Here is a 23,773-nt window from a genome sequence, read left to right as displayed (position 1 = left end):
GTATGCTTGAGCCTCGGGTTCATGACTGATTCTACAAAGCCAAATTCTCTCGACTCCCTTCGGTTGTCCCCTCACGGACGAAGATAACTGATGGGCGGCGAGGTGCTGTGTTCTTCGTCTGCTGTTTTGTCATACGACGAGTGAGCGGGCTCTCCATTGCGGTCTTCCTCTGCCCACCATTGTCCTGGGATTCCTAGGGTGAAGGGATCACTGCGACAGAAGGGAGAGACGTGCTACAAAACCAGAGAAAAAAAAGAGATTGGGTTTAGACGAGAAGCGTAATCGGGTGCTTCTCTGCCTGGACCTCGCCGCCGAGTTCCTTGAGAGCCTCGGCAAGGACGACGTCGGAGAATGCGGCCGCCGTGGCCATACCTTCCATGTTCTCAATAGGCCCGAACATGATCAGGTCTGCGCCAAGGGTCATGGCCATGATGTTGCAGCCGATATCAGGGGAGGCCCATGCGGTCTGCCTGATACCTTCCATCCCGCCGAAGTGGTGGTGGGACATCTGCTCCAGCAGGACATCGTTGCCCTCGTACTGCCCGGCAAGGACGCTCTTCCTCCAGCGCTTCAGCCAGGTCCAGGAGACAGTCATGTTGTGGTATGCACCGCCGGTCGGCAGACCGTGGATCGCCTTGCAGGCGAGGATCTCACGGAACGAACCGCCAGAGCCCATACCGAGCGGGGTTGCCGCCGTGTCGAGGATCGGACGGGTGACGCCGCACTCCTCGGCGATCGCGAGCATGGACTTTTCCTGGCCGGCGACACCGCCCTCGGCCAGCACCTTCTCACGCCCTGCGACTGATGGGTCGCCAGGGTTGAAGGCGAGGACGATGGCTGAGTTGACGTCGGACTTCTTCAGGGCCTCGATGTTCTCGGGGACGATGGAACCGTTGATCGAGTTGTAGATCGCACGGTCTGCGATACCGGCCTCAGTGACGTACTCACAGGCGTGAGCGAGCGCTTCTGGGGCTGATGAGTCCATCAGGAACGGCGTCTTATCGTCGATGGAGCAGAACCAGTCGATGTAACTCTCGAACGCCTCGCCGTACTCGGCGATGATCTGGCAGAAGAATGGGTTGCCAGTCTGGTCGTAGAGCTCCTGCGTACGGTTCCAGAGCGCCTCGGCCTTTGCCTTGTCGATCTTTCCCGTGTGGTCGTCAAGCACGGTCTCGTGCTTGTTGTAGAAGATGGATGCGCCGAGCACCCTTGGGTACTCGCCCGGCTGGCCACCGATCTTGATGCCGTTAAAGTCGAAAACGGCCTGTTCTTTCTCGAATTTGAACATTCTGATCTTGCCTCCTTACATCAACTTGGGGAGCAGGAATATCAGCATCATGAAGACGATCAGTCCTGCTACTAATCCGTAGAGAATACCGATGTCACGGCCGATCTTGCGACCGACACGCTGGGTGACCTCGGCGTTTACGAACTCAATCTTCGTTTCGATCTCGTCGAGTCTCTCCTCGATCTCGAGGAACTGCGGGCTTGCGCCGGCGACTGCTCCGCCTTCCGCACCGCCCTCGGCTTCCTTGACCTCGACGATAATTGGCGCTTCGCCGAACGCACCCGGGTCCTTTCCGGCGAGTTCAGAGATCTTTGCCTTGATCTCGCCGAAGTCTTCGGACTCCATGATGTCGACGATCTCGACCTGCTCCTGGAAGCGTTTGATCGCTGCGTCATCGAGGTTCTCGATGAACGGGATGGCACCCTTCGAGCCTACGACTTTGCCGCCCTCGACCCCGCCTTCGTGGAGGGCCCTGAGGGTCTGGCCAGAGAGGTGGCCCTTGACTTCGGTACCACAGAGGAGGACAAACCTGATGTTCGGGTTTGCAATGACGTTTGCAATAACCTTCTCCAGGCCGAGGTTCTCTGTCTTGCATGAACCGCAGAGTGCGGCGCCTGCGTCACAGATCCCCTGCTCGTCGAGGTGAGAACCCATGGTGACGACGGCGACACACGAATTTGCGTCGCCAGAGTGGAAGTCACCCTTGATCAGGGGCCATCCACTCGCTGGTGATGTCTTGTCTGCCATGTCTTACCCACCTCACATTAGTACCATGACAGGCACCACGACAAGGATCAACGAGATGAGCAACCCGACAGTAAAGGCGGGGATCCCGGAGTCCATGATGCCTGAATCGATCTTATTTGTCCTGGCGATAATCTGCGACTTGTACTGGATGTCTGCGACGATACTGTCGATCGCGGCCATCCTGATCGCGCCAGTTGACTTTTTCTCTTCTTCCGCCATTTCAAATCACCCCAGCAGGAGGAATCCGAGGATGGTAAACGACACGATCAGGCCGATCATCAGTCCTTCGATCTTGCCTGAGTAGACACCGGCGGCAAACCTGTCCCGGTATCCGATGTCGGTCACCATCTTCTCGATGGTCTTGAACCTGGCGTGGATGAGCGCAAGGTCGCCGTTGAGTTCTACTGCCTCGCCGACTTCCTCTCCGCCCCCTCCTTCTTCTTCCTTGACCTCGACGACGATTGGCGCTTCGCCGAACGCACCCGGATCCTTTCCGGCGAGTTCAGAGATCTTTGCCTTGATCTCGCCGAAGTCCTCGGACTCCATGATGTTGACGATCTCGACCTGCTCCTGGAAGCGCTTGATCGCTGCGTCATCAAGGTTCTCGATGAACGGGATGGCACCCTTCGAGCCCACGACTTTGCCGCCCTCGACTCCTCCTTCGTGGAGTGCGCTGAGGGTCTGGCCAGAGAGGTGGCCCTTGACTTCGGTACCACAGAGGAGGACGAACCTGATGTTCGGGTTTGCAATGACGTTTGCAATAACCTTCTCCAGGCCGAGGTTCTCTGTCTTGCATGAACCGCAGAGTGCGGCGCCTGCATCACAGATCCCCTGCTCGTCGAGGTGAGAACCCATGGTGACAACGGCGACACACGAGTTTGCGTCGCCAGAGTGGAAGTCACCCTTGATCAGGGGCCATCCACTCGCTGGTGATGTCTTGTCTGCCATAATCTCTTCACCTCACATCAGTGCAAGGGCAATGACCCCTGCGATGAGCAGTCCGACTGCGATACCATACCACAGGGCGGTGACACCGCCGGCAATGGCCAGTGACTTCTCCCTGCCAGGGAAGGAAGCAACAAAGGAACCTTCACCAGAGAGCATTCCGACGAGGTCGTCGGTATACATCTCAAGTTCCTCGACCTTGTCGATGACCGGCTGGTATGAGACGCCTGCGGTGGTGACCAGGCCGACTACTGGGTCGGCGACAAGCCCGAATTCGGGCAATACCTGCACGTATCCCATTAGTCCTCACCCTCTGGTTCAAGAATCGGCTTTGCGTCGAGCCACGCGAAGGCGTCGCGCTTGGAGAGCTCGATGAAGCGGATGTAGGTGTAGACAAACCCGACAATGGCGACGATCAACGAGAGCATGGCCGCGGCGAAGGCGACGAATGCGAACGAGATCACTGCGACGACGATCATCGAGAGGAATCCACACTCTGCAGCGAGCATCAGGGTTCTGTCCTGCTGTTCACCTGGGCCAAGGCACGCGTTGAACGGGTGCTGCAGCGCAATGCTGCCGAGCATGAATGAGACCGCAAGCAGACAGCCCCCAAGGAGTGAGCCTGCGTAGGACGTCATGGAGAGAGGTCCAAGGATGGCGATCTCCCGTGCAGCAAGAGCGTCGAAGCTGAAGCCGCCTGCCATGACTGCGGTGAAGCCCATAAGGACGATCGCACCGATGATGGCCATCTCGGTGATCGAGCGGACCATGACCGGGATGTTCATTTTCAGGACACTGTTTGCGATCCAGCCTGCCACCGCACCGACGATGGCGCCGAAGACGACGGCGGCGATCGGGGCGGAGTAGGGCATCGCAGCCTCTACTTTGGTTGCAAGCAGCATGGCGATGACACCGGTACCGAAGGCGATCATACCCGCCGACGGGACACCGGTACCGATACCATAACTGCAGAGGTGCTTGATCGTGTCGGTCCCCCAGAGGAGAGCGAACACTGCGGCCAGCCCGCCAAAGAACGCGGCATATTCGGCGTTCAGGAATTGGTTGGCATAGGTCAGGTACAGACAGACCAGAGAGCCGACCAGGCCGACTGCCATGATCGTGTTGTGCGGGATGCCGCCTTCGGATGCAGTAACTTGTACAGTCATCTTTTCACACCACCACAATCAGAATTGCAAAGAGCCCGCAGACGGCCGAAGCGGTAGCACACCCGATGATGGCACGCGGGAAGCGCTTGAACTTCGGGTCGTGAGGGCCTTCGATGGTACCTGTGATGTTGTACGCGGCGAGCACGGCGTTCACCAGGAACATACCGATGGCGAAGATCCCGGCGAGCGAGACCGCGATCGGCATAATCTGAGCGACATCAGCAGTGAGAATGTCGGGCAGCAACGCAGAGTAGAGCTTGAGGAGCTCGTAGTAGATGAGCGTACCCCCAGCACCGCCGAGAAGCCCGCCGATGACACCGCCGACATAGGAGATGAACGGCAGACCGTGACCCTCGGTACCCTGAGACTTGTATGCCTCCTGGGTGTCGCCGGTGATCGGATCTTTGGCGACCTTACCGGACGCCGCCGGGATACCCATGCCGAAGATGTAGACGATGTTGACCATCAGACAGGTGATCGCCATCAGCAGACCGCCGCCGATGGCGCCGGACGCAATGACGATTGCAAAACCGAACTCAGGATTGGCCGCAGCCCACGCCCCGCCGAAGAGACCGGCGAGACCGGCACCGGCGGCGAGCATCGCCACACCGGTCGCAATACCTGGAGATTGCCCCATCGCAGCCGGAGCACCACCGACTGGCACGAAGTGAACGCCAAAGCCGATGAGAAGTCCACCGACGATGACGCCGATAAGTGCCGCCAGGGCGGCAGGCGGGGCCACGGAGTAGGTAATTGCGATTGCGATAAGAATAAGAATGATACCAATGACTGACGCGACAGGGTTGATCCCTTCGCCTCCACTTGAGCTCGCTTCAATTGCGGTCACGCGGACACCTCCTCGGTGGTTTCAGGCTGGTATGGACCGTAGTTCTTCCGTGCCCAGACCTCGATGTACCGGTCGATGATCATGAAGATCAGGATAATTACGACACCGGCGATGATGGCGCCCCACCCTGCAGCGACGCTCTCGAAGAGCACCGTCCTCCAGAGTTCAAAGAACACGATCAGTCCGAAACAGAGACCTGATGCCGGACCGGCGAGCTTTGCGGTGAACCAGCCGTTGTCAAGGGAGCTGCGCTGACCGGCCTCGGCGTACCTGACAATGTTGCCGGACGCAGAGATCGGCACCCCGGCGCCGAACTTCTGGGACTGGTACTGACGTTCCTTACCATAGAACGGGTTGCCGGTCGCAGAGCCGGCGGCACCGAGAGCGATACCCCAGACGATTCCCAGAAGAGCAAGTGGGAACGGGTGGTTGAGTGCCGCGACGAGAAGGTAACACATCGCCACTGCCGGGAACACGGCGACAAAGGCGTGTGCCATCGTCACGGTGGTCACCGACTTGATCACATCGATGTATACCGGTTGTTCAAACTTCGCAAGACTGGCCGTCCTTCCAAGGTAGGCAGTCGTTGCATACACACCCTGCACAAAGATTGCGAGTGCAGAAGCGATAACAAGGGCAAGTACCGGGTTCATCCCGGCGACCATGAATGCCCAGGCTACACCTGCGCTGATGGTGACCCACAGACCATATGCGGGCGGTTCACCGGACACAGCCTTGTTGTAAATCCGGTGAATATAGCCCATCTGTGGAGCCAACTGGACCTGAGAGTTCGGGTCACCCTGTGACCCTATGTTTGATTCAGTATCCTCAGCAGCGCCTGCAATTGTAGCGAGAGCACCTGCCAATGCTGTTACTCCAATGCCAAATAATACGCTTTCCATTCGTCTCCCTCCCAGCGCACACAAGATCGATGCACGAGAGTTTCTGTTCGCGTTACCACACAGATGGAGTACAAACTCTTTGTGGTTCATTTAACAGTCGTTTATTATTCAATTAAATGTTTCGGAAACGACTGGGAATTCTCTCCTTATATCCTTTAAAATACTAATTTGGGCATAATTCTGGGATTTTCGCATGCCCATTTGAAGTAGTGCAAAAAAAATTGTGTTGATTGATTTCCTTACCTGGCCGGGATGATGAGCGAGCGCTCGCCTGCAGGTTCAAACTCGCGGATCGCACCCTTCGCAAACTCACGCCTCGGTTCGGCGAAGTCGAACTGGAGGGACGGGTCGGCAAAGGTGATCTTGATCAGCGGGTTCATGGACCAGGCGTCGCCGCGGCTGTAGTGGGCGCTGCCGACGATGGCGGCGTACTCGCCCTGGTGGCCGACGTTCATCGCGTAGTTCGGGTAGTTCGGACCGCGGAATTCACCGATCGCACCCTCGTCAGGCCTGACCGAGAGGGAGTTGGATGAACCGCACTGGTCCTGCAGGTCGTAGCCGAAGAAGCCGAGACGGCTCCAGCCTTCCTTGTGCAGGAGCATGGAGAGGTACCAGCCGTTAAGACCTGCGTTCGAGTTCCCTGTTGCGATTGCGGATGAGAGGCCGGAAGCTGCAGCGATGACGCCTGCACGCTGGGAACCGCCGAAGTGGTCTTCCATCAGGGTTGGGAACTGCTCGTACTGCTCCATCGCGTTGAGGGTGACCTCCGAGGCGATGTCGTTGACGACGTCCTGGGTGGCCGTGACCTTGTCGGCCGGGTTCGGGTTCTGCCAGTCCACCTTGTACTTGTCCTTGATGTAGTCCATCCCATAGTAGGTGTACTCATCGAGGATGTTGTCGGTGTACGCCGCAGTGGCGTACTGGGTGAACCCGACACCGCCTGACATGTAGGAACCAAGCCAGATCTGGTCGAAGAGCATGGTACCTGCACCGACGACCTCGAGAGCCGCCTTGGCCGGGTCGTTGGGGTACTTCCGGTCGGTCTGGATCATGTCGGAGAAGTGACCGAACTTGATCCCGCCCGGCTCGTTCGGACCGCGGGCACGCCGTGCCGGCAGGATGTCGGCCATCTGGATGACGCCCGCGTGCTTTGCGGCAAAGGAGAGGTCGGCGACCGCCGCCTCGCCGGCGCACATGCGGTACGCGGCGATGTAGGACATCCCGATCTGCATCGCAGACCACCTGGAGGTGGTACCGCCGTCGCATGTCCTGGAGACGATGGTCGGGATATGGATCGCCTGCCACATCGACTTGCCGACCGCGGCCTTGAGGGCCTCTGCCGACTTGGCCGGGAAGAGCTTCTCGACATCAAGGAGGAACTGGGGTTCGATGTCGTCGGCGAGTTCGTCGTCGCCGGTGAAGACCTTCACATAACAGTCGTCGACAAGTCCCGGGTGGGTCTCGACCATGTGCTCCTGAACCACGGCCGCACCAGGCATGGCGTGGTTGAGGATGTGGAGGTACTCGTTGATCGTCTCAGGGGTGACCTCTTTGCCAAGCCTCTTCTGGAGGGTGGCGTGGGCAAGGTCCATGCCGACGATGACTGTCCTGCGGATGTCGTCCCACATCTGCTGCATCGCAGAATTGTTGACGAAGTGCAGGTCGTCGCCCTCGACATAGACTCCGGTGCCAGAGACCTCGTAGGTCATCAGCTGACGCTGCCCCATCGGCAGACCGCCGAGATGACAACGTTCGGGGTCGTACATCGCCATCCCGCGCTGCATCTCTACGGCCTGACTTGCTTTCATGAACTCAAGTTTTCTTGGGGACTGGCGGATGCCACCGAACTTGTAGAACTCGGTCTTCTCGGACTGGACATCCTGGTCCTGGAACTTCTCCTTGAGTGACTTGAGGAACAGCTTCTGCGCCCTTTCAATCTTTGCCATGTCTATCACTCCTCCTTCGGCATGAAGCCGTACTTCGTTCTCAGCGAGTGGATCCGCTGCACATACTCGACATATTCCTGGTCCTCGCGGAACCCGGTCCCTGCGAGGGAGTGGAACATGGTGGTGTGCGTCTTCAGCCAGGCCTCGTCCATCGGCTTGCCGACCTCGACTGCACGGTCGAGAGGCTCACCGATCTGGTTCTTGACATACCTGACGACGCCGTCGTCGCCGAGGACGCAGCGCTGGAGCATGTCGAACATCATACCGTCCTCTGCAAGACGGAGGGAGTGGCCGTGCACGGTCGCACCGCGGATACCGGTCCTGGCCGGGTCAAAGACCTCGGTGTTGATCAGTTCCTTGGAATATCCTTCCAGGTCGCGCTCGCGGCACTCGACAATCTGGCGGCCAGAGAGGGTGCCCGGGTCGATGCCGCGGAAGCGGTAGCACTCACTGTATGTCCTCTGGTACGGCTGACAGGGTGCGTTGAACATGGAGTCCGCAAACTGGATATAGCGGACGCGGTCGCCGGCCTTTGCGCCCTCGGTCGGCTCGACGATCTTTCTGATCGGACATGCGGGTTCCTGCTGCTCGGCCAGGGGCGGGTGGGCCGTTGGATAGGCCGCACCAGGGGCGCGGTGGCCAAGGATCAGGACGATGTCCTCGTCAGTTACTTCACGCAGCTTCTCAAGCTGGTAGTCCGGGTTCATCTGCTTGCGCCGGTTCTCGGCGACGACAGTGGTGCCCGGTCCGAACTGTGGTTTATATGCCATAGACAATTTCACCTTGGGTTTTGTTCTTTCATCAATCTGGTAACGGTTGAGATGACTTCAGCCATCTTTTCCCTTGTAGGGGTCTGGCCACGGGTGATCCCGGAGACGATCGCCTCGACGGTTCCCCTGGTCTTGACCCTATCGGGCGGTGGCATGACGAGGGCGGTCTTGACGCCCTCTTTTGCGAGATCCTCATAATCGATCGGGCACTGGGAGACGACGACCGCCTTGACGTCGACATGCTCCAGGATGAACCTGACCTTCTGTACCACATGGGACCTGACGTTCCCGTGGTGGAGAATCGCGACCTTATGCTCTTCGATCTGCTCGATCTCCTGGGGGGTGAGCCCGAAGTAGGCGCCAAGGACTGACCCCGCAATTCCGGGGGCATCAGGAGGAACACCGCTCCCCGCGTTCAGCACGAGCGTGCTCACCGAGAACTCCACCCCTTCTCTTCTCAGGGCGGACGTGATGTCGCAGACCGGCTTTGTCACATGCCTGCGTCCTGGCGACATCCCGACGACGATCACGTCGGGGCTGCGGCATTCTGAAATGGTCCCTCGCTGGGCAAGGCCTCCGCCTTTGCCCATGCCCATACTCTCTCTGCAGTCCACTACCTGGGTTACCCTTCCGATCGGCATAGTAATCACTTGAGTCCTTGAATAATAAGGGGCCCGCCCCGGCTCTTCGGGTCTGTCATCCCGAGGATGAATGTGTCGGCGTCGGGTCCGTATTTTGCATAATCTGAAACGGTCGCCTGGGTCTTTATGAATTTCCCTTCCGTGAAACCGTACGGGAACTTCACGAAGACTTCGTCACATGCCTGTCTGATAGGGTCGATGTACGACCGGTCTTCGAGTTCGAGGAGGATCGTTCCTACATGTACCTGGAGTTCCATGTCCTGGTCTCCGACCCTGATCACCTTTCGCATCGGGTGGGGGTTTGGGGTACCCCGGGCCGGGCCATAGGGAACGGTGGTGGGGAGGCGGGGTCCGTTCAGGACCAACCGCCTGATCCCGCCAACCTCCAGGATCCTGTTGAGGAGACGTTCCACCGTCTCTGGGTTGAGGAAACGCGCAGGCACAATCCTACATTGGGGATATGTGGCTTCTGTCATCAGCGGCTACCTTTACACTTCCTTTGCGATGTTCTGGATCGGCCGTGCGAACTCCTCGATCTGGCCATAGGTCTCGCCATAGATCTTGGAGGTGCCCTCCGGTGCAAACATCTGTGTGCCTGCGTCAAGACAGCAGGCCGAGACCACACATGGGATGGCAAAGCCGGCCGAATGCCTGGTCACGACGTGGTTGCCGTTGAAGACCCCGGGGCCACCGCCGCCATAGATGGAGTGGCTGAAGAAGGAGAAACCGACTGCGGTCCCCATCACACGGCCATAGTCACAGCCTGGCAGGCCAGTCTCGTGCTCAAGCAGGTCGTTGAAGTACAGGAGCGTCGAGGAGACCGCCTGGGCGAACCGCCCGGCACCACAGTTGACCATCGTCCCGGCCAGGGTGCCGGCTGCCGCATAGGCGTTCCAGAGCATCGGGTCCTTGGTGTCATAATACTGGAAGTACCCGCCCTTCTTGCCCGGTGCGATAACCTTGTCCTCGATCGCGCGTTCGACCAGGGACTGGACCACGGTACCAATTGTCCCGCTCTGGCCGTTGGTCTTGACCAGGTCGTAGACCAGGTTGTTGGCGTTGAGGCCCTGGTAGGCGTAGCCAAGGAGCTGGGCACGCTCGAAGGGGCCGATGGCGTTGCCCATCTCGAACTGGCCCGCCTGTTCGAAGGTCGAGGAAAGGGCCGCACCCTGCATGGCGTTCCGGCCGGTGATCATCACGACGTGGTTGGCCGGGATGTTTCTCAGGGCAAAGCCAAGGCCTTCGTTCTTCTGCGGGATGGACAGGATCGAGCTGACATTTGCTCCGCTCATGTCCATGGTCTGCGGGTAGGTGCCCCAGACCGCCGCCTTGACCATCGGGCCGTCGAAGGGGCCGATGTCGTACTGGTCGATGATCGCGTAGGTGGTCGCCGCCGCGACTGCGGTGGTCGCCGCGTCATAGGTGGCGGCCGCGTCGATACGGGCCTTCGGCACCTCGACAAGGAGAAGTTTGCCTCCGAAGTCCTTGATGTTGGTGTCGTCGCCCTCTTCGACCTGGACCATCTCCTGGATCTTTGCCTTGATGGCATCGACATCCTTGACAATGTCGAGGTCAAGGGTCCGTCCGGCGATCTGGTTTGCTTTGCCGCCGACCGCACCGGTCTTGATCCCGTTCTCGATCCCGGCCAGATTGACCGCGATCGTCCGCTTGGTCATGTCGATGATTCTTTTGATCGCCGGGTTGACGACCGGGCTGACCTTCTCAAGTGTGACCCCACTCTTCAGAAGTTTTCCTTCGTCATCGTAGAGGTCGATCGTGTCTGAGTATTTAGCCATATAATTTCCTCCAAATGAGATGTATCTACCAATACAATACAGGAACTGTGTAGTGAATCGCTAAAGGAATCGCTGATAATTGCTGATGATGCTACTGCACGTCCCTCAAGGGACAATTGCATAGTCACCATCTCGGCATATAAGCATTGCTATCTTTGGACCTGTCTGCCGAGGTATATATACATAGATATATTGATGTAATGGAAGAAGATTCAAATAGGGTGGCCTCATGCCACGTGTGGAGCAAGGGGTTGTGCGAGATAATTTGCAATGCGTGTTACGATATGATATTATACTTCGGGAAATATAACATCCGGGCTTGCGCTCTTTTGTAGAAAAAAAGAAGGGTGATATTTAGTATTTCTGGTAAATTTTACCGTAGATGACCTGACCTTTCCGCTTTGAATGACGCTCGCCCATGTCGCCCTCAAAGAGGGCGAACCTGGCCGAATCGCCATCGACTTCAAGGTCCACATCTTCTCGGTAGATATAGCCGGGCATCATGACGTCGATGGTGCCGAAGACATAGATCTCCCCTTTCACCATCTGACCGCCAATCTTGGATGTGCCATTCCCCTTGACGATGATGGTCCCACCCTCGGCGTGGGTGCCGACGTGGACGTCCACGTCGCCCTCGACGATGATGGTCCCGCCATTCATGAAGGTTCCAAGGTCAGATCCGGCATCTCCGTGCACACGGATCGTGCCAGCCTGCATACCTCTCCAGTCCCCGCGATAGGCGGCACCGAGGTAGTTTCCGGCATTGCCGTCGACCTCGATCTCGCCACCTTTCATACCGGTACCAGAGAAAGAGTCGACATTCCCCTGCACATGGATCCTGCCGCCTTCCATCCAGGCCCCGACGTACATGTCGGCTGAGCCTTCGACGACGATCTCGCCGCCAGTCATCCGCATACCAATGTACTTGACCTTGGTGACATCGCCTTTGATGACGATCTTCGTCTCCTCGGCCGTGGCGCCGGCCGTGCCGGCGACCTCAAAGTACTGGCCCAGGGTCTGGGTCTGGTTCCCTTCAAAGACCTGCAGTTCGGCGATCTCCGCGGCGGACTTCCCTGCAAAGGTGTCAGGGGTGATGTTCTCCGCATCGATATAGAGCTCGGACTGCTCCTTTGGTGTCAGTGTTACCGTCTCCATCGTCATCTCCTCACTGGGTTGCGTCGACCTCGATCCTGTACGGGTTCTTCATGAAGATCTTCTCGTTCACCTCATAGTTTGCCTGGGTGACCGTGTAGTACCGCAGGAACTTCTCGGCGACGTCCCTCTGGACCTGTGGGTTCTCCGCAACCTTGGCGTCGACCCACAGCGTCTTCTTGTTCCCGTTGCTGACGACCTCGCCCTCCTTGACGACCATTTCGCCGCCCTTGAAGAGGTACGCCGCGTTGCTGAAGGCCTTCTCGATGAGTTCTGGGTCCTCCGCGGTCTCGGGGTTGTAGTCATAGACTGCAACATCTCCTTCAAGACCTGGGGTAAGACTGCCGTACCTATCCTTGAGACCGAGCGCCTGGGCCGTGCCTGCCCTGGTCATTGCCGCGATCTCGTAGAGTGTCAGCTCACGGTCGATGCCGGAGAGGAACGTGGCGTCCCTGACCTTCTCTGCCCACTTGAACGAGTCCATCTGGGCTTCACGGGCGTCCTTGCTCATCAGCCACTTCATGACCCGCGGGTACCTGAAGAACGGACCTGCGTTCGGGTGGTCGGTGGTGATGAAGACCCGCATCGGGTCCTTGGCCATCAGGCCGAGTTCAAGCCCGATAGCCCACTGGATGCCGCAGACTTTGACATTTGGTGCGTAGATGTACGGGACGACGCCTGCTGCGGTCTCAAGTTCCACATCGGTGTTTGCCCACTTGAGGTGGTTGAGCTCGGTGAGGTGGTGCTCGAACGGACCGTCTGCGGTCATCGTCGTGGTCTCGTCCAGGGTGACACAGCCAAGGTCCATGGTCATGTTGTCGTGGCTGTTGACATAGTCCATGATCTTGTCGGCCTTGGACTCCACGTTGCGCCAGCTGTCCCCGCCGTACGAGTGGAACTGTACGTGGGTGTGGTGCATGACCTGGTTACGCCCGAAGTCGTTGTTCGGCTTCTCGCCCTCGAAGAGCTTGAAGGTGTCGAGGGTGGTCTCGTAGTTGCCAGGGTTGCCCAGGTTGTTGGTGTGGATGTGGACGGAGTGCGGGAGCCTCAGGGCCTCGTTTGCCTCCATCAATCCCTTCATGATCTGGGCCGGGGTGATGTCGAAGTACGGGACCGGGTCATGGATCGAGTTGCAGTTCAGACCCCAGCCCCAGGCTTCGGTGCCGCCCGGGTTGACGATCTTGACGGCGTAACCCTTGGTGGTCCGCAGCAGCCAGGACATGTAGGCCGCGGTATTCTCGACCTCATGGTTCTTGAGGTACTCAAGGACAAACCAGTTGTTCCCGAAGACCGGGTAGGCCCCCTGGTCAAGGATCGGAGTGTCCCGCATCTCTTCATGGACGTGACGGGCGTACAGCGGCGGCATTGCCGCTTCCATTACGGTCGTGTAGCCCATCTGGGCGTACTTGTACCCGGTCCTGAAGACTGTTGGGACCGAGAACCCGCCTGTCATCCTCATTGCACCCTTTCCAGGTTTGCAATTGAAGAGTTTATCTTCAGGACGGTAGTTTCTGCCGAGGTTGACCTTTGGCCCGGCGACGTGGGCGTGAATGTCCACCCCGCCAGCCATCACTGTTTTGCCGGCTGCGTCGATGACCTTCGGGTTCTTGATCTCGGTCGACTTGACGATCTTGCCGTCTTTGATGGCAACATCGGTCTTGTCACCGTTGATCCCGAGCACCGGGTCGAAGACGAAACCGTTCTTGATCAGATATTCTACCATTTCACGCAACCCCCTTGATCTCCTTTACCCGTGTGAGTACACGCTTGAGGAATTCCTCGTCGCTGAGCATGCCTTCTGGGGCATCGACGACCTTCCTGGTCTCGATTGGGACATTGTCCATCCGGTAGGCACAACCCGCCTCCTCAACACCGACGAACGCGACTGGCATGTGGAGTTTGCAGACGGCGGAGGTCGGGGTGAAATGCGGGTCGACACAGACTGACGGGAGGTGTGCGATCTTCTTCACCGAGGAGATCGGGAAGTGTGCACCCGGGTCAGATCCCAGGACGAAGACCGCGTCGACCTCGCCCCTGCGGAGCAGGTCGTTTGAGGTGGAGTCCCCTGGATTGTAGCGGGCAAAGCCGCGGGAGAGGTCCACGCAGAACGGGTATCCGAACTGCCAGCCAAGCACCTGCCCTGAGCCCGTGACATTGTAGTGACCACGCATCGGCATGATGGCCGCCTTGGTGTAGTCGTTAAGGTCGCGGGTCAGCGAGATGGCTATATCGATGTTGTGGTTCTTGGAGAGCGACTGCGTGACTCCCATACCGAAGAAGATGATCACGAAGCGGCCTGATTTAAGAGTTTCGGCGACATCCTGGATCGTCTCTCTCGGGATCCCGGCGACGGTTTCAGGCAGCGGGTTGCCGCGGATGGCAACACGCAGGGCGCTGAGCAGTTCGTAGTCGCGGCCCTGCTCGATCTGCATGTGGAGGTCGGCCATCTTTGCCGTGTCAGTGCTGCGCGGGTCGACGACGACCATCTTGCGTGCCTTGTGGCCCTTCCCGGTGAAGAACCCACGTGGGAAGATGGAGTACCTGCTCATGTGCCTTGGGTGAGCGTGGGCAGGGTTGCAGCCCCAGAAGACGATCCGGTCGGCACGGTTCTTGACCTCACCAAGGGTGCAGCTTGGCACACCGACATCCTGGAGTGCGATGAGGGTGGTGCCGTGACAGACCGTGGCGGTGTTGTCGACGACCGCTCCGACAAGTTCGGCGATCTCGTGGCCCACCGACTGTGCCTCACAGTTGGTGGAGGACCAGCCGTACATGAGGGGCTTCTTTGCGTTGCAGAGCATCTGGGCGGTGTACTCGACGGCGTCGTCGACGCTGACGTCCTTCGAGTTGCCCTCTTCATCCTGCATCTGCGGGACCTTCAGGCGGTCTTCTGCCTGGGAGTGAAGGAACTTCTCTGTGCCGATGACACAGGCATTGTAGACCTCGAGGATCTCTTTGCCGTCGTCAGAGACCTTGACTTCCAGGTCGTCACAGAGCGTTCCACAGAACGGACAGACTACGTCAGAGATAATCTTTGCCATTAGATCTCACCCTTGCAGGCTTTGCGGACGAGGTCGAGTGAATCGTACACTGGCTCATCTTCAGCAACGTCGACGGTGACCGGTACGCCCTTGAAGGTCGGCATCCCGGTCGAGTAGGTCTTCGGGCTGATGACCATGTTTGCCCACGGTCCCATGGGGATGAAGGCAAGCCCAGGGTGGGGGCCCTGGGTGGTCTGCACTGCTTTCACGACGACGCTACCGTATTCGCTGGTGACACGGACATTGGTATTTCTCCAGGCGCCCAGACGCTTGAAGTCGGCATCATCCATCTCGATGATGCCGCAAGCCTTGGTGTAGGCGGGCTTTTCCTTGCCCGCCTCCATTGAAACACCCTGCTGGATGCTCCGCCCGGATATGAGGTTTAATTCGATTTCTGGCACCGTAATAACCTCCGGCATTTACTGCTTCAGCTGGTTGATGGGGCTTGGACCCAGTTCCTTGACGGTCTTGACGACGTCTTCCATGACCATTGCCCACTTGGCACCCTCAGATGCAGAGACAAAGGTCATTCTAAGACGCTTGTCATCGATCCCAAGGTCCTTGAGGACACTCTTGAGGAGGAACATCCTCTTGGCACACTTGTAGTTGCCCGCGATGTAGTGACAGTCACCGAAGTGGCACCCGGAGACGAGCACCCCATCGGCACCGTCGGCAAAGGCCTTCATGATGAAGAGCGGGTCGACACGCCCGGTGCACATCACACGGATGGCACGGACGTCAGGCGGGTACTGGGTACGGGCACTGCCCGCGAGGTCTGCACCAGCGTAAGAACACCAGTTGCAGATGATTGCGATGATCTTCGGCTGCCATTCTTCTTCTGCCATTTACTCCTCACCTCCAAGGAGGAATGCATCGATCTGGGCCACGATCTGCGGTGTGGTGAAGTGTTGCATGTAGATCGCACCACCTGGACAGAACCCACCACAGGTCCCGCAGCCCTTACACTTTGCTTCGGTCACGTGCATGACCGTCCTGCCGTCCTTCTCGATGAGTTCGAGTGCGGAGTACGGGCACTGGTTGATGCACATCCCACAACCCGCACACTTCTCCTCGATGCACTGGGCGAAGTACGGTTCGAGGTCGACCTTGCCCATGTGGATCGGGATGGATGCGGCGGAAGCTGCACCTTCGGCCTGGGCGACGGTGTCAGGGATATCCTTTGGCCCCTGGCAGACGCCGGCGAGGAAGATCCCCGCGGTCGTGGTCCCGCACGGGTTCAGCTTCGGGTGGGCCTCAAGAAGCCATCCGTCCTGTGAGCAGGACACGCCAAACAGGTGTCTGACGTGGTCGGTATCTGCTGCAGGCTGAATCGCCGCGGCGAGCACGGCCATGTCGACCTCGATGTCGACCGGACGCCCGAGCAGGGTGTCCTCTGCATAGACGTGCAGGTTCTTGGTCTTCGGGTCTTCGAGGATGTTGGCCACACGGCCACGGATGAACTTCGCACCCTCGTTCTGGATACGATAGTAGAACTCCTCGTACATCTTGCCAAAGGACCTGATGTCCATGTAGAAGATGTAGGGCTGGCATCCCGGGATCTTTTCCATGACCTGGTGGGCGTGCTTGAGCGAGTACATGCAGCAGAACCGGCTGCAGTACGGCTTGCCGACACCAGTGTTGTCACGAGAGCCTGCACAGAGCAGGAAGGCGACCTTCATCGGGGTCTCGCCGTCAGACGGGCGGACCAGGTGACCGCCGGTCGGACCGGAGGCACAGATGAGGCGCTCAAACTCGAGTGAGGTGATGACGTTGTCGAACTGTTTGTAGCCCCACTCGCGCTTTTTCTCGATCGGGAACATCTCGTACCCGGTTGCGAGGATGACACTTCCGACCTTGACGGTCTCGAAGGTGTCCTCCATCTCAAGGTCGATGGCTTTCTTGTCGCCACAGGCCTCGACACAGAGACCGCACTTCACACAGGAGTCAAAGTCGACGGTATAGACCAGAGGCACAACCTGCGGGTGGTAGATGTAGATGGCCTTTCTTGGTGCCATCCCGAGCTCGAAGGGGTTGGGCTTGATGACCGGACAGGCTGCTTCACAGTCGCCGCAGCCGTTACACCCGCCGCCGATGATCCCTTTGGCCGTGGCCTCGTCCTGGCTCATGACCCCCCTGGCCTTCTTTCTGAGGGTGATCTCGAAGTTGCCGATGTAGCCGTCGACTGCCTCGACCTCGGTGTAGGTGTGGAGTTCGATGTTCGGGTGACGCCCGACGTCCACCATCTTCGGGGTAAGGATACACTGTGAACAGTCGAGGGTCGGGAAGGTCTTGTCGAGCTGGGACATACGTCCGCCGACCGTCGGGGACTTCTCGATGAGGTAGGTCTTGATCCCGGCGTTTGCAAGGTCGAGTGCCGCCTGGATACCACCGACACCGCCACCAACGACCATGGCGGCGTGTTCGACCGGGACGCTCTTGGGGTAGAGATCCTCAAGAAGGGATGCCTTGGCAACGGCGATCCTGACGGCGTCCTTTGCCTTTTCGGTTGCACCCTCGGAGTCGTGCATATGGACCCAGGAGTTCTGGTCACGGATGTTGGCCATCTCGAACCTGAACGGGTTGAGACCGCCTTCCTGTGTGGCCGTCCTGAAGGTCGGCTCGTGGAGACGGGGCGTACAGGCAGCGACCACGACGCCGGTCAGGTCGTTTTCCTTGATGGCGTCCTTGATCATCTGCTGGCCCGGAGTCGAGCACATGTACTGATAGTGATCGGCGACCGCGACATTGGGGAGGGTCGTGGCATAATCCTTGACTGCCTCCACGTCGATGGTGCCGGCGATGTTGGTACCGCAATGGCACACAAACACACCTATTCTGGGCTGTTTTTTCTCTTCTGCCATGAATATTCCTCCCTTACAGGATCTTGTCCAGGAACGGCTTGCAGTCGATGGCGTGGAGGTCAAGTGCAAGCTCCTGGGGGCTCATTCCCTGGGCAAGTCCCAGCAGTTCGTTGTAGTGAAGCACCGGAAGACCCCATTCGATGCCAAACTTGTCTTTGATCTCGACCTGACCGCGGTCGAACTGGAGCTGACAGAACGGACAGACCTCAGTGAGGGCGTCTGCGCCTGCATCAGCGATATTGATCATCTTCTCGTTCGTGATATCGAGCGAGTGGGCCAGGTCAAAGCCGCGGACACCGCCGCCTGCACCGCAGCACTGCATCTTGTTGCGGTACTGGACAGATTCTGCACCAAGGGCGTCGACGAGTTCCTCGATCCACATCGGGTTCTCGGAATTGGTGAACCGGCGCTCCTTGAGTGGCTTGAGAAGGTGGCAGCCGTAGTGGACCGCGATCTTGGTCCCGTCGAGGGGCCTGACCACGGACTCGCGGATCTTCTCGACACCGCAGACCTTGGGGTCATAGTAGAGCTCGGCGAGGTGGTAGACATCGACTGAGCCCTTGAACTCCATGTCGATCTCGGCGAGAACCTCGTTGGCCTCGTCACGGAGCTCGTCGTCCTCTTTCAGCCGCTCGTTGACCTCGTAGATCGACTTGTAGCAGCCGTTGCAGATGAGGGTGATGTCCTTGCCCATCTCTTCGGCAAGACAGATGTTCCTGGCGGCCATCGCATACCAGACGCGGAGGTCGACCGCGCCGAATGCCCCCGGTGCCGGGCAGCAGCTTGCGCCCTTCAGAGGGAGAAGTTCGATGCCGACGTTCCGGCTTGTCCTGATGGCGGCCGCTTCGCAGCCTGGGTAACGGTTCGGTGCAATGCACCCGAGGAAAAACGCATATTCGTGCATTTACTGCTCACCCTCTGAGAGGATTCTGTCTGCAGTCTCTTTCATATGGTAATGGTCCAAGATCTTCTGGATGCCTGGAATGAACTCTGGGTACTTGTGGGTCGTCTCAGGTTCGGCCTCAAGTCCGAGTTTAAGCCGGGCAGCCCGGTTCGCGTCGTTGTTGGGCACGCCGTGACCGGTCTTGTAGATGAGCTGGATCGTCTTGAGGAAGTTCCTGGGGACGATGTCTTCCTTGAACGCGAGGTTGCGCATTGCCATGATGACGTCGGTCGGGGCAATGTCACGCGGGCACCGGTCAGCGCAGCTGTAACAGGTGGTGCAGAGCCAGAGGTCCGGGTCGGTCAGGGCCTCTTTCTCAAGTCCAAGCACGGCACGGCGCATGAACTTCCTGATCCGGTAACTCGACCTGGGTGCCGAGGGGCAGGAGCCTGTGCAGGTCCCGCACTGGAAGCACATATGTGCGGGAGTACGGCCGAGCCGCTCTATCTCTTTGATAAATTCGGGGTTTGTTTCTGTTGTAGCGTGGAAGTACCTGTCCTGGAACTTTTCTTCCATCGCAGGGTCATTATATCCTTTTGCCATGTCACTACCTCACGCGTTTTCAAGGGCCTTGAGTTCCACTTCGCCGGGCGTGACCTCTTCCTTTACTCTGGAAGTCCGCGGGGTGAAGAGCTTCGCCTTGATCTTGTTGAACAGGTCTGTCTCCTTGCCCTTCATGCGGATGCCGGTCCGCTTCAGGACGATGATGTCCTCGCCGGGGCAGGCGTTGACACATGCGCCGCAGAGGATACAGAGATCCTTGTTGACGGCGATGTTCGGCTCCTTCTCGCCCTTCATCTCGGCTACGGGTGCAGGGGAGGGAAGGTAGATCGCGTGGGCCGGACAGATCTCGGCACAGGTCGAGCAGCCACCCGGACATTTCTCGGCGTGGAACTCGATCTCGCCCTCGAAGATCTTCTCGACAGTGATCGCCTCGGTTGGGCAGTTCTCGGCACACCAGCGGCAGGTGCAGCAGTCATCCTCGATGATGTTGACCTTGCCCGGGAGTTTCTTGGCCTCAACCTCGCGGTTGACGGTGATCGCTTCTTCTGGGCAGGCTTCTGTGCAGACCTTACAGCCGTCACAGAGGTTCTCGTCCCAGAGGACGTCGCCTTCGATTGCGCCGGTCTCAGCAGTGAAGTCCTTGCGCTTGACCGTGATTGCCGGACAGAGCGAACCGCAGATGCCACAGACCGTACACTTGTCGGTGTCGACCTCGAAGGTGGTCTTTGCGGTCAGCGCGGTCTGGCGCTCGCGCCCGCCCTCGACGCTGCCTTCATAGGCGGGGACGTCGCGGTCGATGGCGTCACGGGGACAGACGTCCTCGCAGACGGTACACCGCACACACTTTTCTTCGTCGATCTTGGCGAGCATATCGTACTGCGGGAAGCCTTCCCGCTCTACGATTGGAAGAGATTCTTCGCCGTCGATCTTCAGAGTCAGCGAGTTGAAGGGGCACATGACCACGCAGACTCCACAGTATGAACACTTGACTTCGTCAATGTTCACGGGGGACGCGTAGTTGATACCCTTTTTCCTCTTGGTCGCACCGACCATGCTGACTGTGATTGCTTCTTCAGGGCAGGACTCCGAGCAGATCCCACATCCTGTACACCGCTGGGTGTCGAGGATGAGGTGGTTGACCTGCTTGAGGAGCCGCTGCTCGTTGATGATATTCACACCATCTCTTGTTTTCGAGAATTTCGGAAAGATCGCCATGAGTAACCCTCACTCCTTTGCTGTCATCGGGGCAGGAGACCCGGACTGCATTGATCCAACGACCAGTCGTATCACATTGTATGGGCATGCCTCGACGCATACGCCGCACCCGGCGCAGAGCTCGTGATCAACGTCAAGGACAGTTGCCTTGCCGTTCATCACCTTGTAGATCTTGTCAGTGGTGACAGGATCTACGGTGTTGAGCTCCAGTGCGTCCACTGGGCACGCGACCACACAATTGTTACAACCGGTACAACGTTCCATGTTGACGTGCACTGCAAATGCCATGGTTTCACGCACCAGCTATATCGATTGAAAATCGATTATGAAAGAGTTGGCAAATAATATAGATAAACTTTCTGAATCACGACACTCTTGAAAAACGCCCGGAGAGGGTCTCTGATAATGACATTCTGTTGATTTTAACAGATCATTAAGCGAGAGTACTCTATTGGTCTCTCAAACCGGATTTTTCAGGCCGTTCATCTGGTCTCGCGTCGGTTCTGTGTGATCGTGCAGTTGGACCGACCGGTCACGGGTGATTTAGAAATGTTCTTCTATTTACCTGTTGCACCATCTGTACGGTGTACACATATGGAATATAATGGTGTGACCATTGACGAGACATATGCTGAAGCGTTCCCGACCTGGGTCGCGAGGGCAATCATTACTGCTGTGACCAAGGAGTGGGCGCATAAGGCCGCGGTTGAGGCGACCGGGTTTGCCACCTCGGCGATCGGGTGCCCGTGCGAGGCGGGGATCGAGGGATTTGTCCCGGCCGATGAGACTCCTGACGGACGGCCAGGGTATGCGATCCTTGTCTGTGCCGGCAAGAAGAAGATCAAGGGGCGGGTTCTTGAGCGCCTGTCCGAGTGTGTCCTCACTGCTCCGACGACTGCAGTCTTTGACGGTATGCCTGAAGCTGAGGAGCGGATCCCGCTGAAACTCCACTTCTTCGGTGACGGCTACGAGTACAAGAAGGAAGTCGGCGGCCGGCAGTGCTGGGCCATTCCGATCATGAACGGCGAGTACATTGGCGAGGAGGACTTCGGGATCGTCAAGGGTGTCGCGGGCGGCAACTTCTTCATCATGGGCGAGAACCAGATGGCCGCGCTCATGGCCGCTCAGGCGGCGGTCGACGCGATCGCCGATGTTCCTGGTGTTGTCACTCCGTTCCCTGGCGGCATCGTCGCTTCGGGTTCAAAGGTCGGCAGCAACAAGTACAAGTTCATGACTGCCACCACGAACGAGAAGTACTGCCCGACGCTGCGCGACCAGGTTGAGGACTCCATGGTGCCTGAGGGCGTGAAGGCGCTCTACGAGATCGTCATCGATGGTGTCGACGAGGCGTCGGTGAAGGCCGCGATGGCCGCCGGTGTCAAGGCGGCGGCCGGGGTGCCGGGGGTCGTCTTCATCAGTGCCGGCAACTTCGGCGGCAACCTTGGGCCGTTCAAGATCGAGCTCAAGGACCTCTTCTAAATCTTTTTTTCTGATCTCTCCTCGTGCGCGGGGCTGAGAGGGTGCTGGGTCGATCTGCCGACCGGACAGGGTGGTGGTGTTTGTCCTGAATAGGGGATCGGTGGAACCCCGGTCAGGTGAGGGGTTGGACCAGGGCATATATGAGCGAAGCTTGGAGTTGAGTTGTATTCCTGGGGTAAATGGAGCACAATATTAATCCGAAAAATATAAGCTCGCCTGAATCAGTACTGGATCTTGTTGACTGTGGGCAGATGTTTGGTGAGTGTGTTTGACCTGTGCGATCTGGCCCTCAGTTGATAGAACCCTGGAGTCAGAGTGGACTCTGGGATTGTACGAAGGTGAGTTTTAAATGGAAAATGAAGGAAGAGCACGGGCACTAAAAGTGGCGATGGTCTCAGCAGTGCTGCTGATGTGTGCCGTGTGTGTTATGCCGGTGTCTGCGGCTGAATTTACCGGGAACAACCAGACGTACATCGAGATGGGGAATGGAGCATTTTATGATCCTTATGGTGACGATACCTACTTCTTCAACTTCTCAAAGGCGGGTGGTGGACTCAAGGCGATCCATATCGCCGACAGCACGACGAACAAAAATGGTGGGGTTTACACAAATCAGGGTCTGAACGGGACGTTCTACATCTCTGACACCAGCAAGAATCCTGGGTGCAGTGATTCTGCGATCCTCATGTTTGGTGTGCCGGGAGAGGTTGATACGACAGATCTTGCATTGAGCATCACGGCTTCTGGATACAACTGGACGCTGACGCCGACGATTATGTACCCGCCGTCGGTGACCTATTATGATTCAGTCAATGTCGGTACATTTGATGATGGATATTTCCTTGAGTCTGATAATGGTACCCGTATTAATTGCAACTGGCGCCCGTACTTCGATGAGGATTATCCGATGTACTGCGGCCAGGACATGACTGACCCCTCAGACACCTACAAGGTCATGTTCATCGACCTGGGGCTTGGGACTCTGAAGTACAACACCGACCTCATAGATAATGGCATGATCAAGATCGAGTACGACATCACAGGGTATGATGGCCGCGCATTGTTCGACATCTACACCTGGTGCAATCAGTCGAAGCAAGGGCAGTCTGTATCCTGGACAAACAGGGTGACTGATACGGGGAGCAGCGGCTGGACAATCAACTTCTAAACTTCTTCCTTTTTTTGGTTCTGTAGAAACCCTCACCTCTTGTGTGGGGGAGACATGTGTCACCCGCCTTCCTATCCCTTTGGCTGGGGGCGCGGCGCCCCCTGACCCCCGGGACCACGATGGGGTCGGGAAGCCAGAATCGATGACCATACCTATCGTGTGGCGGGGGGGTTCGGGGGGTGACCAAGCCCCACGCCAGAGAGAATTATCAAAAGGGTTTTTACAGAGCCCTTTTTTTACTTGGATCGATCCAGGCTCGGAGACAGGACTCAGAGTTGATCCATATCAAACATTTCCCTCTCATAAGACCACCAGAATCCATCCTTGAGATCGCATCCAGGGTCATGCTTTCTCTGGATATT

25 protein-coding genes are annotated in these 23,773 nt (G+C 57.9%); 2 read left to right on the top strand and 23 right to left on the bottom strand.

Going from position 1 to position 23,773, the window contains the following annotated elements; all coding sequences use genetic code 11:
* Positions 1 to 265: 265 nt before the first annotated feature.
* From mtrH to J2129_RS09100, 23 genes are all read right to left on the bottom strand, one after another.
* On the bottom strand, positions 266 to 1,288 hold the full coding sequence (mtrH, locus tag J2129_RS09210) for a tetrahydromethanopterin S-methyltransferase subunit H (RefSeq protein WP_209630580.1): 1,023 nt from the start codon (positions 1,286 to 1,288) through the stop codon (positions 266 to 268).
* 15 nt (positions 1,289 to 1,303) lie between these two features.
* Positions 1,304 to 2,035: a tetrahydromethanopterin S-methyltransferase subunit A gene (gene mtrA / locus J2129_RS09205; RefSeq protein ID WP_209630579.1), complete on the bottom strand. Its 732-nt coding sequence runs from the start codon at positions 2,033 to 2,035 to the stop codon at positions 1,304 to 1,306.
* 12 nt (positions 2,036 to 2,047) lie between these two features.
* Positions 2,048 to 2,254: a tetrahydromethanopterin S-methyltransferase subunit F gene (locus J2129_RS09200; protein ID WP_209630578.1), complete on the bottom strand. Its 207-nt coding sequence runs from the start codon at positions 2,252 to 2,254 to the stop codon at positions 2,048 to 2,050.
* A gap of 6 nt (positions 2,255 to 2,260) precedes the next feature.
* Positions 2,261 to 2,983 carry a tetrahydromethanopterin S-methyltransferase subunit A gene (gene mtrA, locus J2129_RS09195; protein ID WP_209630577.1) on the bottom strand — a complete coding sequence of 241 codons (723 nt, stop codon included), beginning with the start codon at positions 2,981 to 2,983 and terminating at the stop codon, positions 2,261 to 2,263.
* 12 nt (positions 2,984 to 2,995) lie between these two features.
* Positions 2,996 to 3,280: a tetrahydromethanopterin S-methyltransferase subunit B gene (gene mtrB, locus J2129_RS09190; protein WP_209630576.1), complete on the bottom strand. Its 285-nt coding sequence runs from the start codon at positions 3,278 to 3,280 to the stop codon at positions 2,996 to 2,998.
* The gene (gene mtrC, locus J2129_RS09185) at positions 3,280 to 4,146 is read right to left on the bottom strand and encodes a tetrahydromethanopterin S-methyltransferase subunit C (protein ID WP_209630575.1); all 867 of its coding nucleotides are present in this window, start codon (positions 4,144 to 4,146) and stop codon (positions 3,280 to 3,282) included. Before mtrC ends, mtrB begins: the two co-directional genes overlap by 1 nt.
* Positions 4,147 to 4,150: 4 nt before the next feature.
* The gene (gene mtrD, locus J2129_RS09180) at positions 4,151 to 4,993 is read right to left on the bottom strand and encodes a tetrahydromethanopterin S-methyltransferase subunit D (protein WP_209630574.1); all 843 of its coding nucleotides are present in this window, start codon (positions 4,991 to 4,993) and stop codon (positions 4,151 to 4,153) included.
* Positions 4,990 to 5,895: a tetrahydromethanopterin S-methyltransferase subunit E gene (gene mtrE / locus J2129_RS09175; protein ID WP_209630573.1), complete on the bottom strand. Its 906-nt coding sequence runs from the start codon at positions 5,893 to 5,895 to the stop codon at positions 4,990 to 4,992. Before mtrE ends, mtrD begins: the two co-directional genes overlap by 4 nt.
* Before the next feature lie 239 nt (positions 5,896 to 6,134).
* Complete coding sequence (gene mcrA, locus J2129_RS09170; RefSeq protein ID WP_209630572.1) at positions 6,135 to 7,841, bottom strand: coenzyme-B sulfoethylthiotransferase subunit alpha; 1,707 nt, start codon at positions 7,839 to 7,841, stop codon at positions 6,135 to 6,137.
* Positions 7,842 to 7,846: 5 nt separating this feature from the next.
* Positions 7,847 to 8,611, bottom strand: coding sequence for a coenzyme-B sulfoethylthiotransferase subunit gamma (gene mcrG / locus J2129_RS09165; protein ID WP_209630571.1), 765 nt, complete (start codon positions 8,609 to 8,611; stop codon positions 7,847 to 7,849).
* Between the two features lie 8 nt (positions 8,612 to 8,619).
* Positions 8,620 to 9,252, bottom strand: a complete 633-nt coding sequence (mcrC, locus tag J2129_RS09160; protein WP_209630570.1) for a methyl-coenzyme M reductase I operon protein C — start codon at positions 9,250 to 9,252, stop codon at positions 8,620 to 8,622.
* Between the two features lie 5 nt (positions 9,253 to 9,257).
* Complete coding sequence (mcrD, locus tag J2129_RS09155) at positions 9,258 to 9,728, bottom strand: methyl-coenzyme M reductase operon protein D (RefSeq protein WP_209630569.1); 471 nt, start codon at positions 9,726 to 9,728, stop codon at positions 9,258 to 9,260.
* Between the two features lie 12 nt (positions 9,729 to 9,740).
* Positions 9,741 to 11,048 (bottom strand): coenzyme-B sulfoethylthiotransferase subunit beta, encoded by a 1,308-nt coding sequence (gene mcrB, locus J2129_RS09150; protein ID WP_209630568.1) that lies wholly within the window; start codon positions 11,046 to 11,048, stop codon positions 9,741 to 9,743.
* Positions 11,049 to 11,402: 354 nt separating this feature from the next.
* Positions 11,403 to 12,203 carry a formylmethanofuran dehydrogenase subunit C gene (locus J2129_RS09145; protein ID WP_209630567.1) on the bottom strand — a complete coding sequence of 267 codons (801 nt, stop codon included), beginning with the start codon at positions 12,201 to 12,203 and terminating at the stop codon, positions 11,403 to 11,405.
* Between the two features lie 10 nt (positions 12,204 to 12,213).
* A complete protein-coding gene (locus J2129_RS09140; protein WP_209630566.1) occupies positions 12,214 to 13,923 on the bottom strand; it encodes a formylmethanofuran dehydrogenase subunit A in 1,710 nt (569 codons plus the stop codon).
* Between the two features lies 1 nt (position 13,924).
* Positions 13,925 to 15,241 (bottom strand): formylmethanofuran dehydrogenase subunit B, encoded by a 1,317-nt coding sequence (locus tag J2129_RS09135; RefSeq protein ID WP_209630565.1) that lies wholly within the window; start codon positions 15,239 to 15,241, stop codon positions 13,925 to 13,927.
* Positions 15,241 to 15,642, bottom strand: coding sequence for a molybdopterin dinucleotide binding domain-containing protein (locus J2129_RS09130; RefSeq protein WP_209630564.1), 402 nt, complete (start codon positions 15,640 to 15,642; stop codon positions 15,241 to 15,243). Before J2129_RS09130 ends, J2129_RS09135 begins: the two co-directional genes overlap by 1 nt.
* Positions 15,643 to 15,660: 18 nt before the next feature.
* Positions 15,661 to 16,086, bottom strand: coding sequence for a hydrogenase iron-sulfur subunit (locus J2129_RS09125; protein WP_209630563.1), 426 nt, complete (start codon positions 16,084 to 16,086; stop codon positions 15,661 to 15,663).
* A complete protein-coding gene (locus J2129_RS09120) occupies positions 16,087 to 18,102 on the bottom strand; it encodes a CoB--CoM heterodisulfide reductase iron-sulfur subunit A family protein (RefSeq protein WP_209630562.1) in 2,016 nt (671 codons plus the stop codon).
* Between the two features lie 13 nt (positions 18,103 to 18,115).
* Entirely contained in the window at positions 18,116 to 19,006 is an 891-nt protein-coding gene (gene hdrB, locus J2129_RS09115) for a CoB--CoM heterodisulfide reductase subunit B (RefSeq protein WP_209630561.1), read from the bottom strand.
* Positions 19,007 to 19,588, bottom strand: a complete 582-nt coding sequence (gene hdrC, locus J2129_RS09110) for a CoB--CoM heterodisulfide reductase subunit C (RefSeq protein ID WP_209630560.1) — start codon at positions 19,586 to 19,588, stop codon at positions 19,007 to 19,009. It abuts the gene before it with no gap.
* 9 nt (positions 19,589 to 19,597) lie between these two features.
* Positions 19,598 to 20,764, bottom strand: coding sequence for a 4Fe-4S binding protein (locus tag J2129_RS09105; RefSeq protein ID WP_209630559.1), 1,167 nt, complete (start codon positions 20,762 to 20,764; stop codon positions 19,598 to 19,600).
* Between the two features lie 9 nt (positions 20,765 to 20,773).
* On the bottom strand, positions 20,774 to 21,052 hold the full coding sequence (locus tag J2129_RS09100) for a 4Fe-4S binding protein (protein WP_209630558.1): 279 nt from the start codon (positions 21,050 to 21,052) through the stop codon (positions 20,774 to 20,776).
* A 306-nt stretch (positions 21,053 to 21,358) separates the two neighbouring features.
* Between J2129_RS09100 and fhcD the strand changes: the two genes are divergently transcribed.
* Both fhcD and J2129_RS09090 read left to right on the top strand, forming a co-directional pair.
* Complete coding sequence (gene fhcD, locus J2129_RS09095) at positions 21,359 to 22,243, top strand: formylmethanofuran--tetrahydromethanopterin N-formyltransferase (RefSeq protein ID WP_209630557.1); 885 nt, start codon at positions 21,359 to 21,361, stop codon at positions 22,241 to 22,243.
* A gap of 409 nt (positions 22,244 to 22,652) precedes the next feature.
* Complete coding sequence (locus tag J2129_RS09090) at positions 22,653 to 23,411, top strand: hypothetical protein (protein ID WP_209630556.1); 759 nt, start codon at positions 22,653 to 22,655, stop codon at positions 23,409 to 23,411.
* The last annotated feature ends 362 nt before the right edge of the window (positions 23,412 to 23,773 follow it).

The sequence above is a fragment of the Methanofollis sp. W23 genome (assembly GCF_017875325.1).
Taxonomy (GTDB): domain Archaea; phylum Halobacteriota; class Methanomicrobia; order Methanomicrobiales; family Methanofollaceae; genus Methanofollis.
The sequence above is the reverse complement of the archived record's forward strand: the minus strand, read 5'-3'. Positions and strand labels throughout refer to the sequence as shown.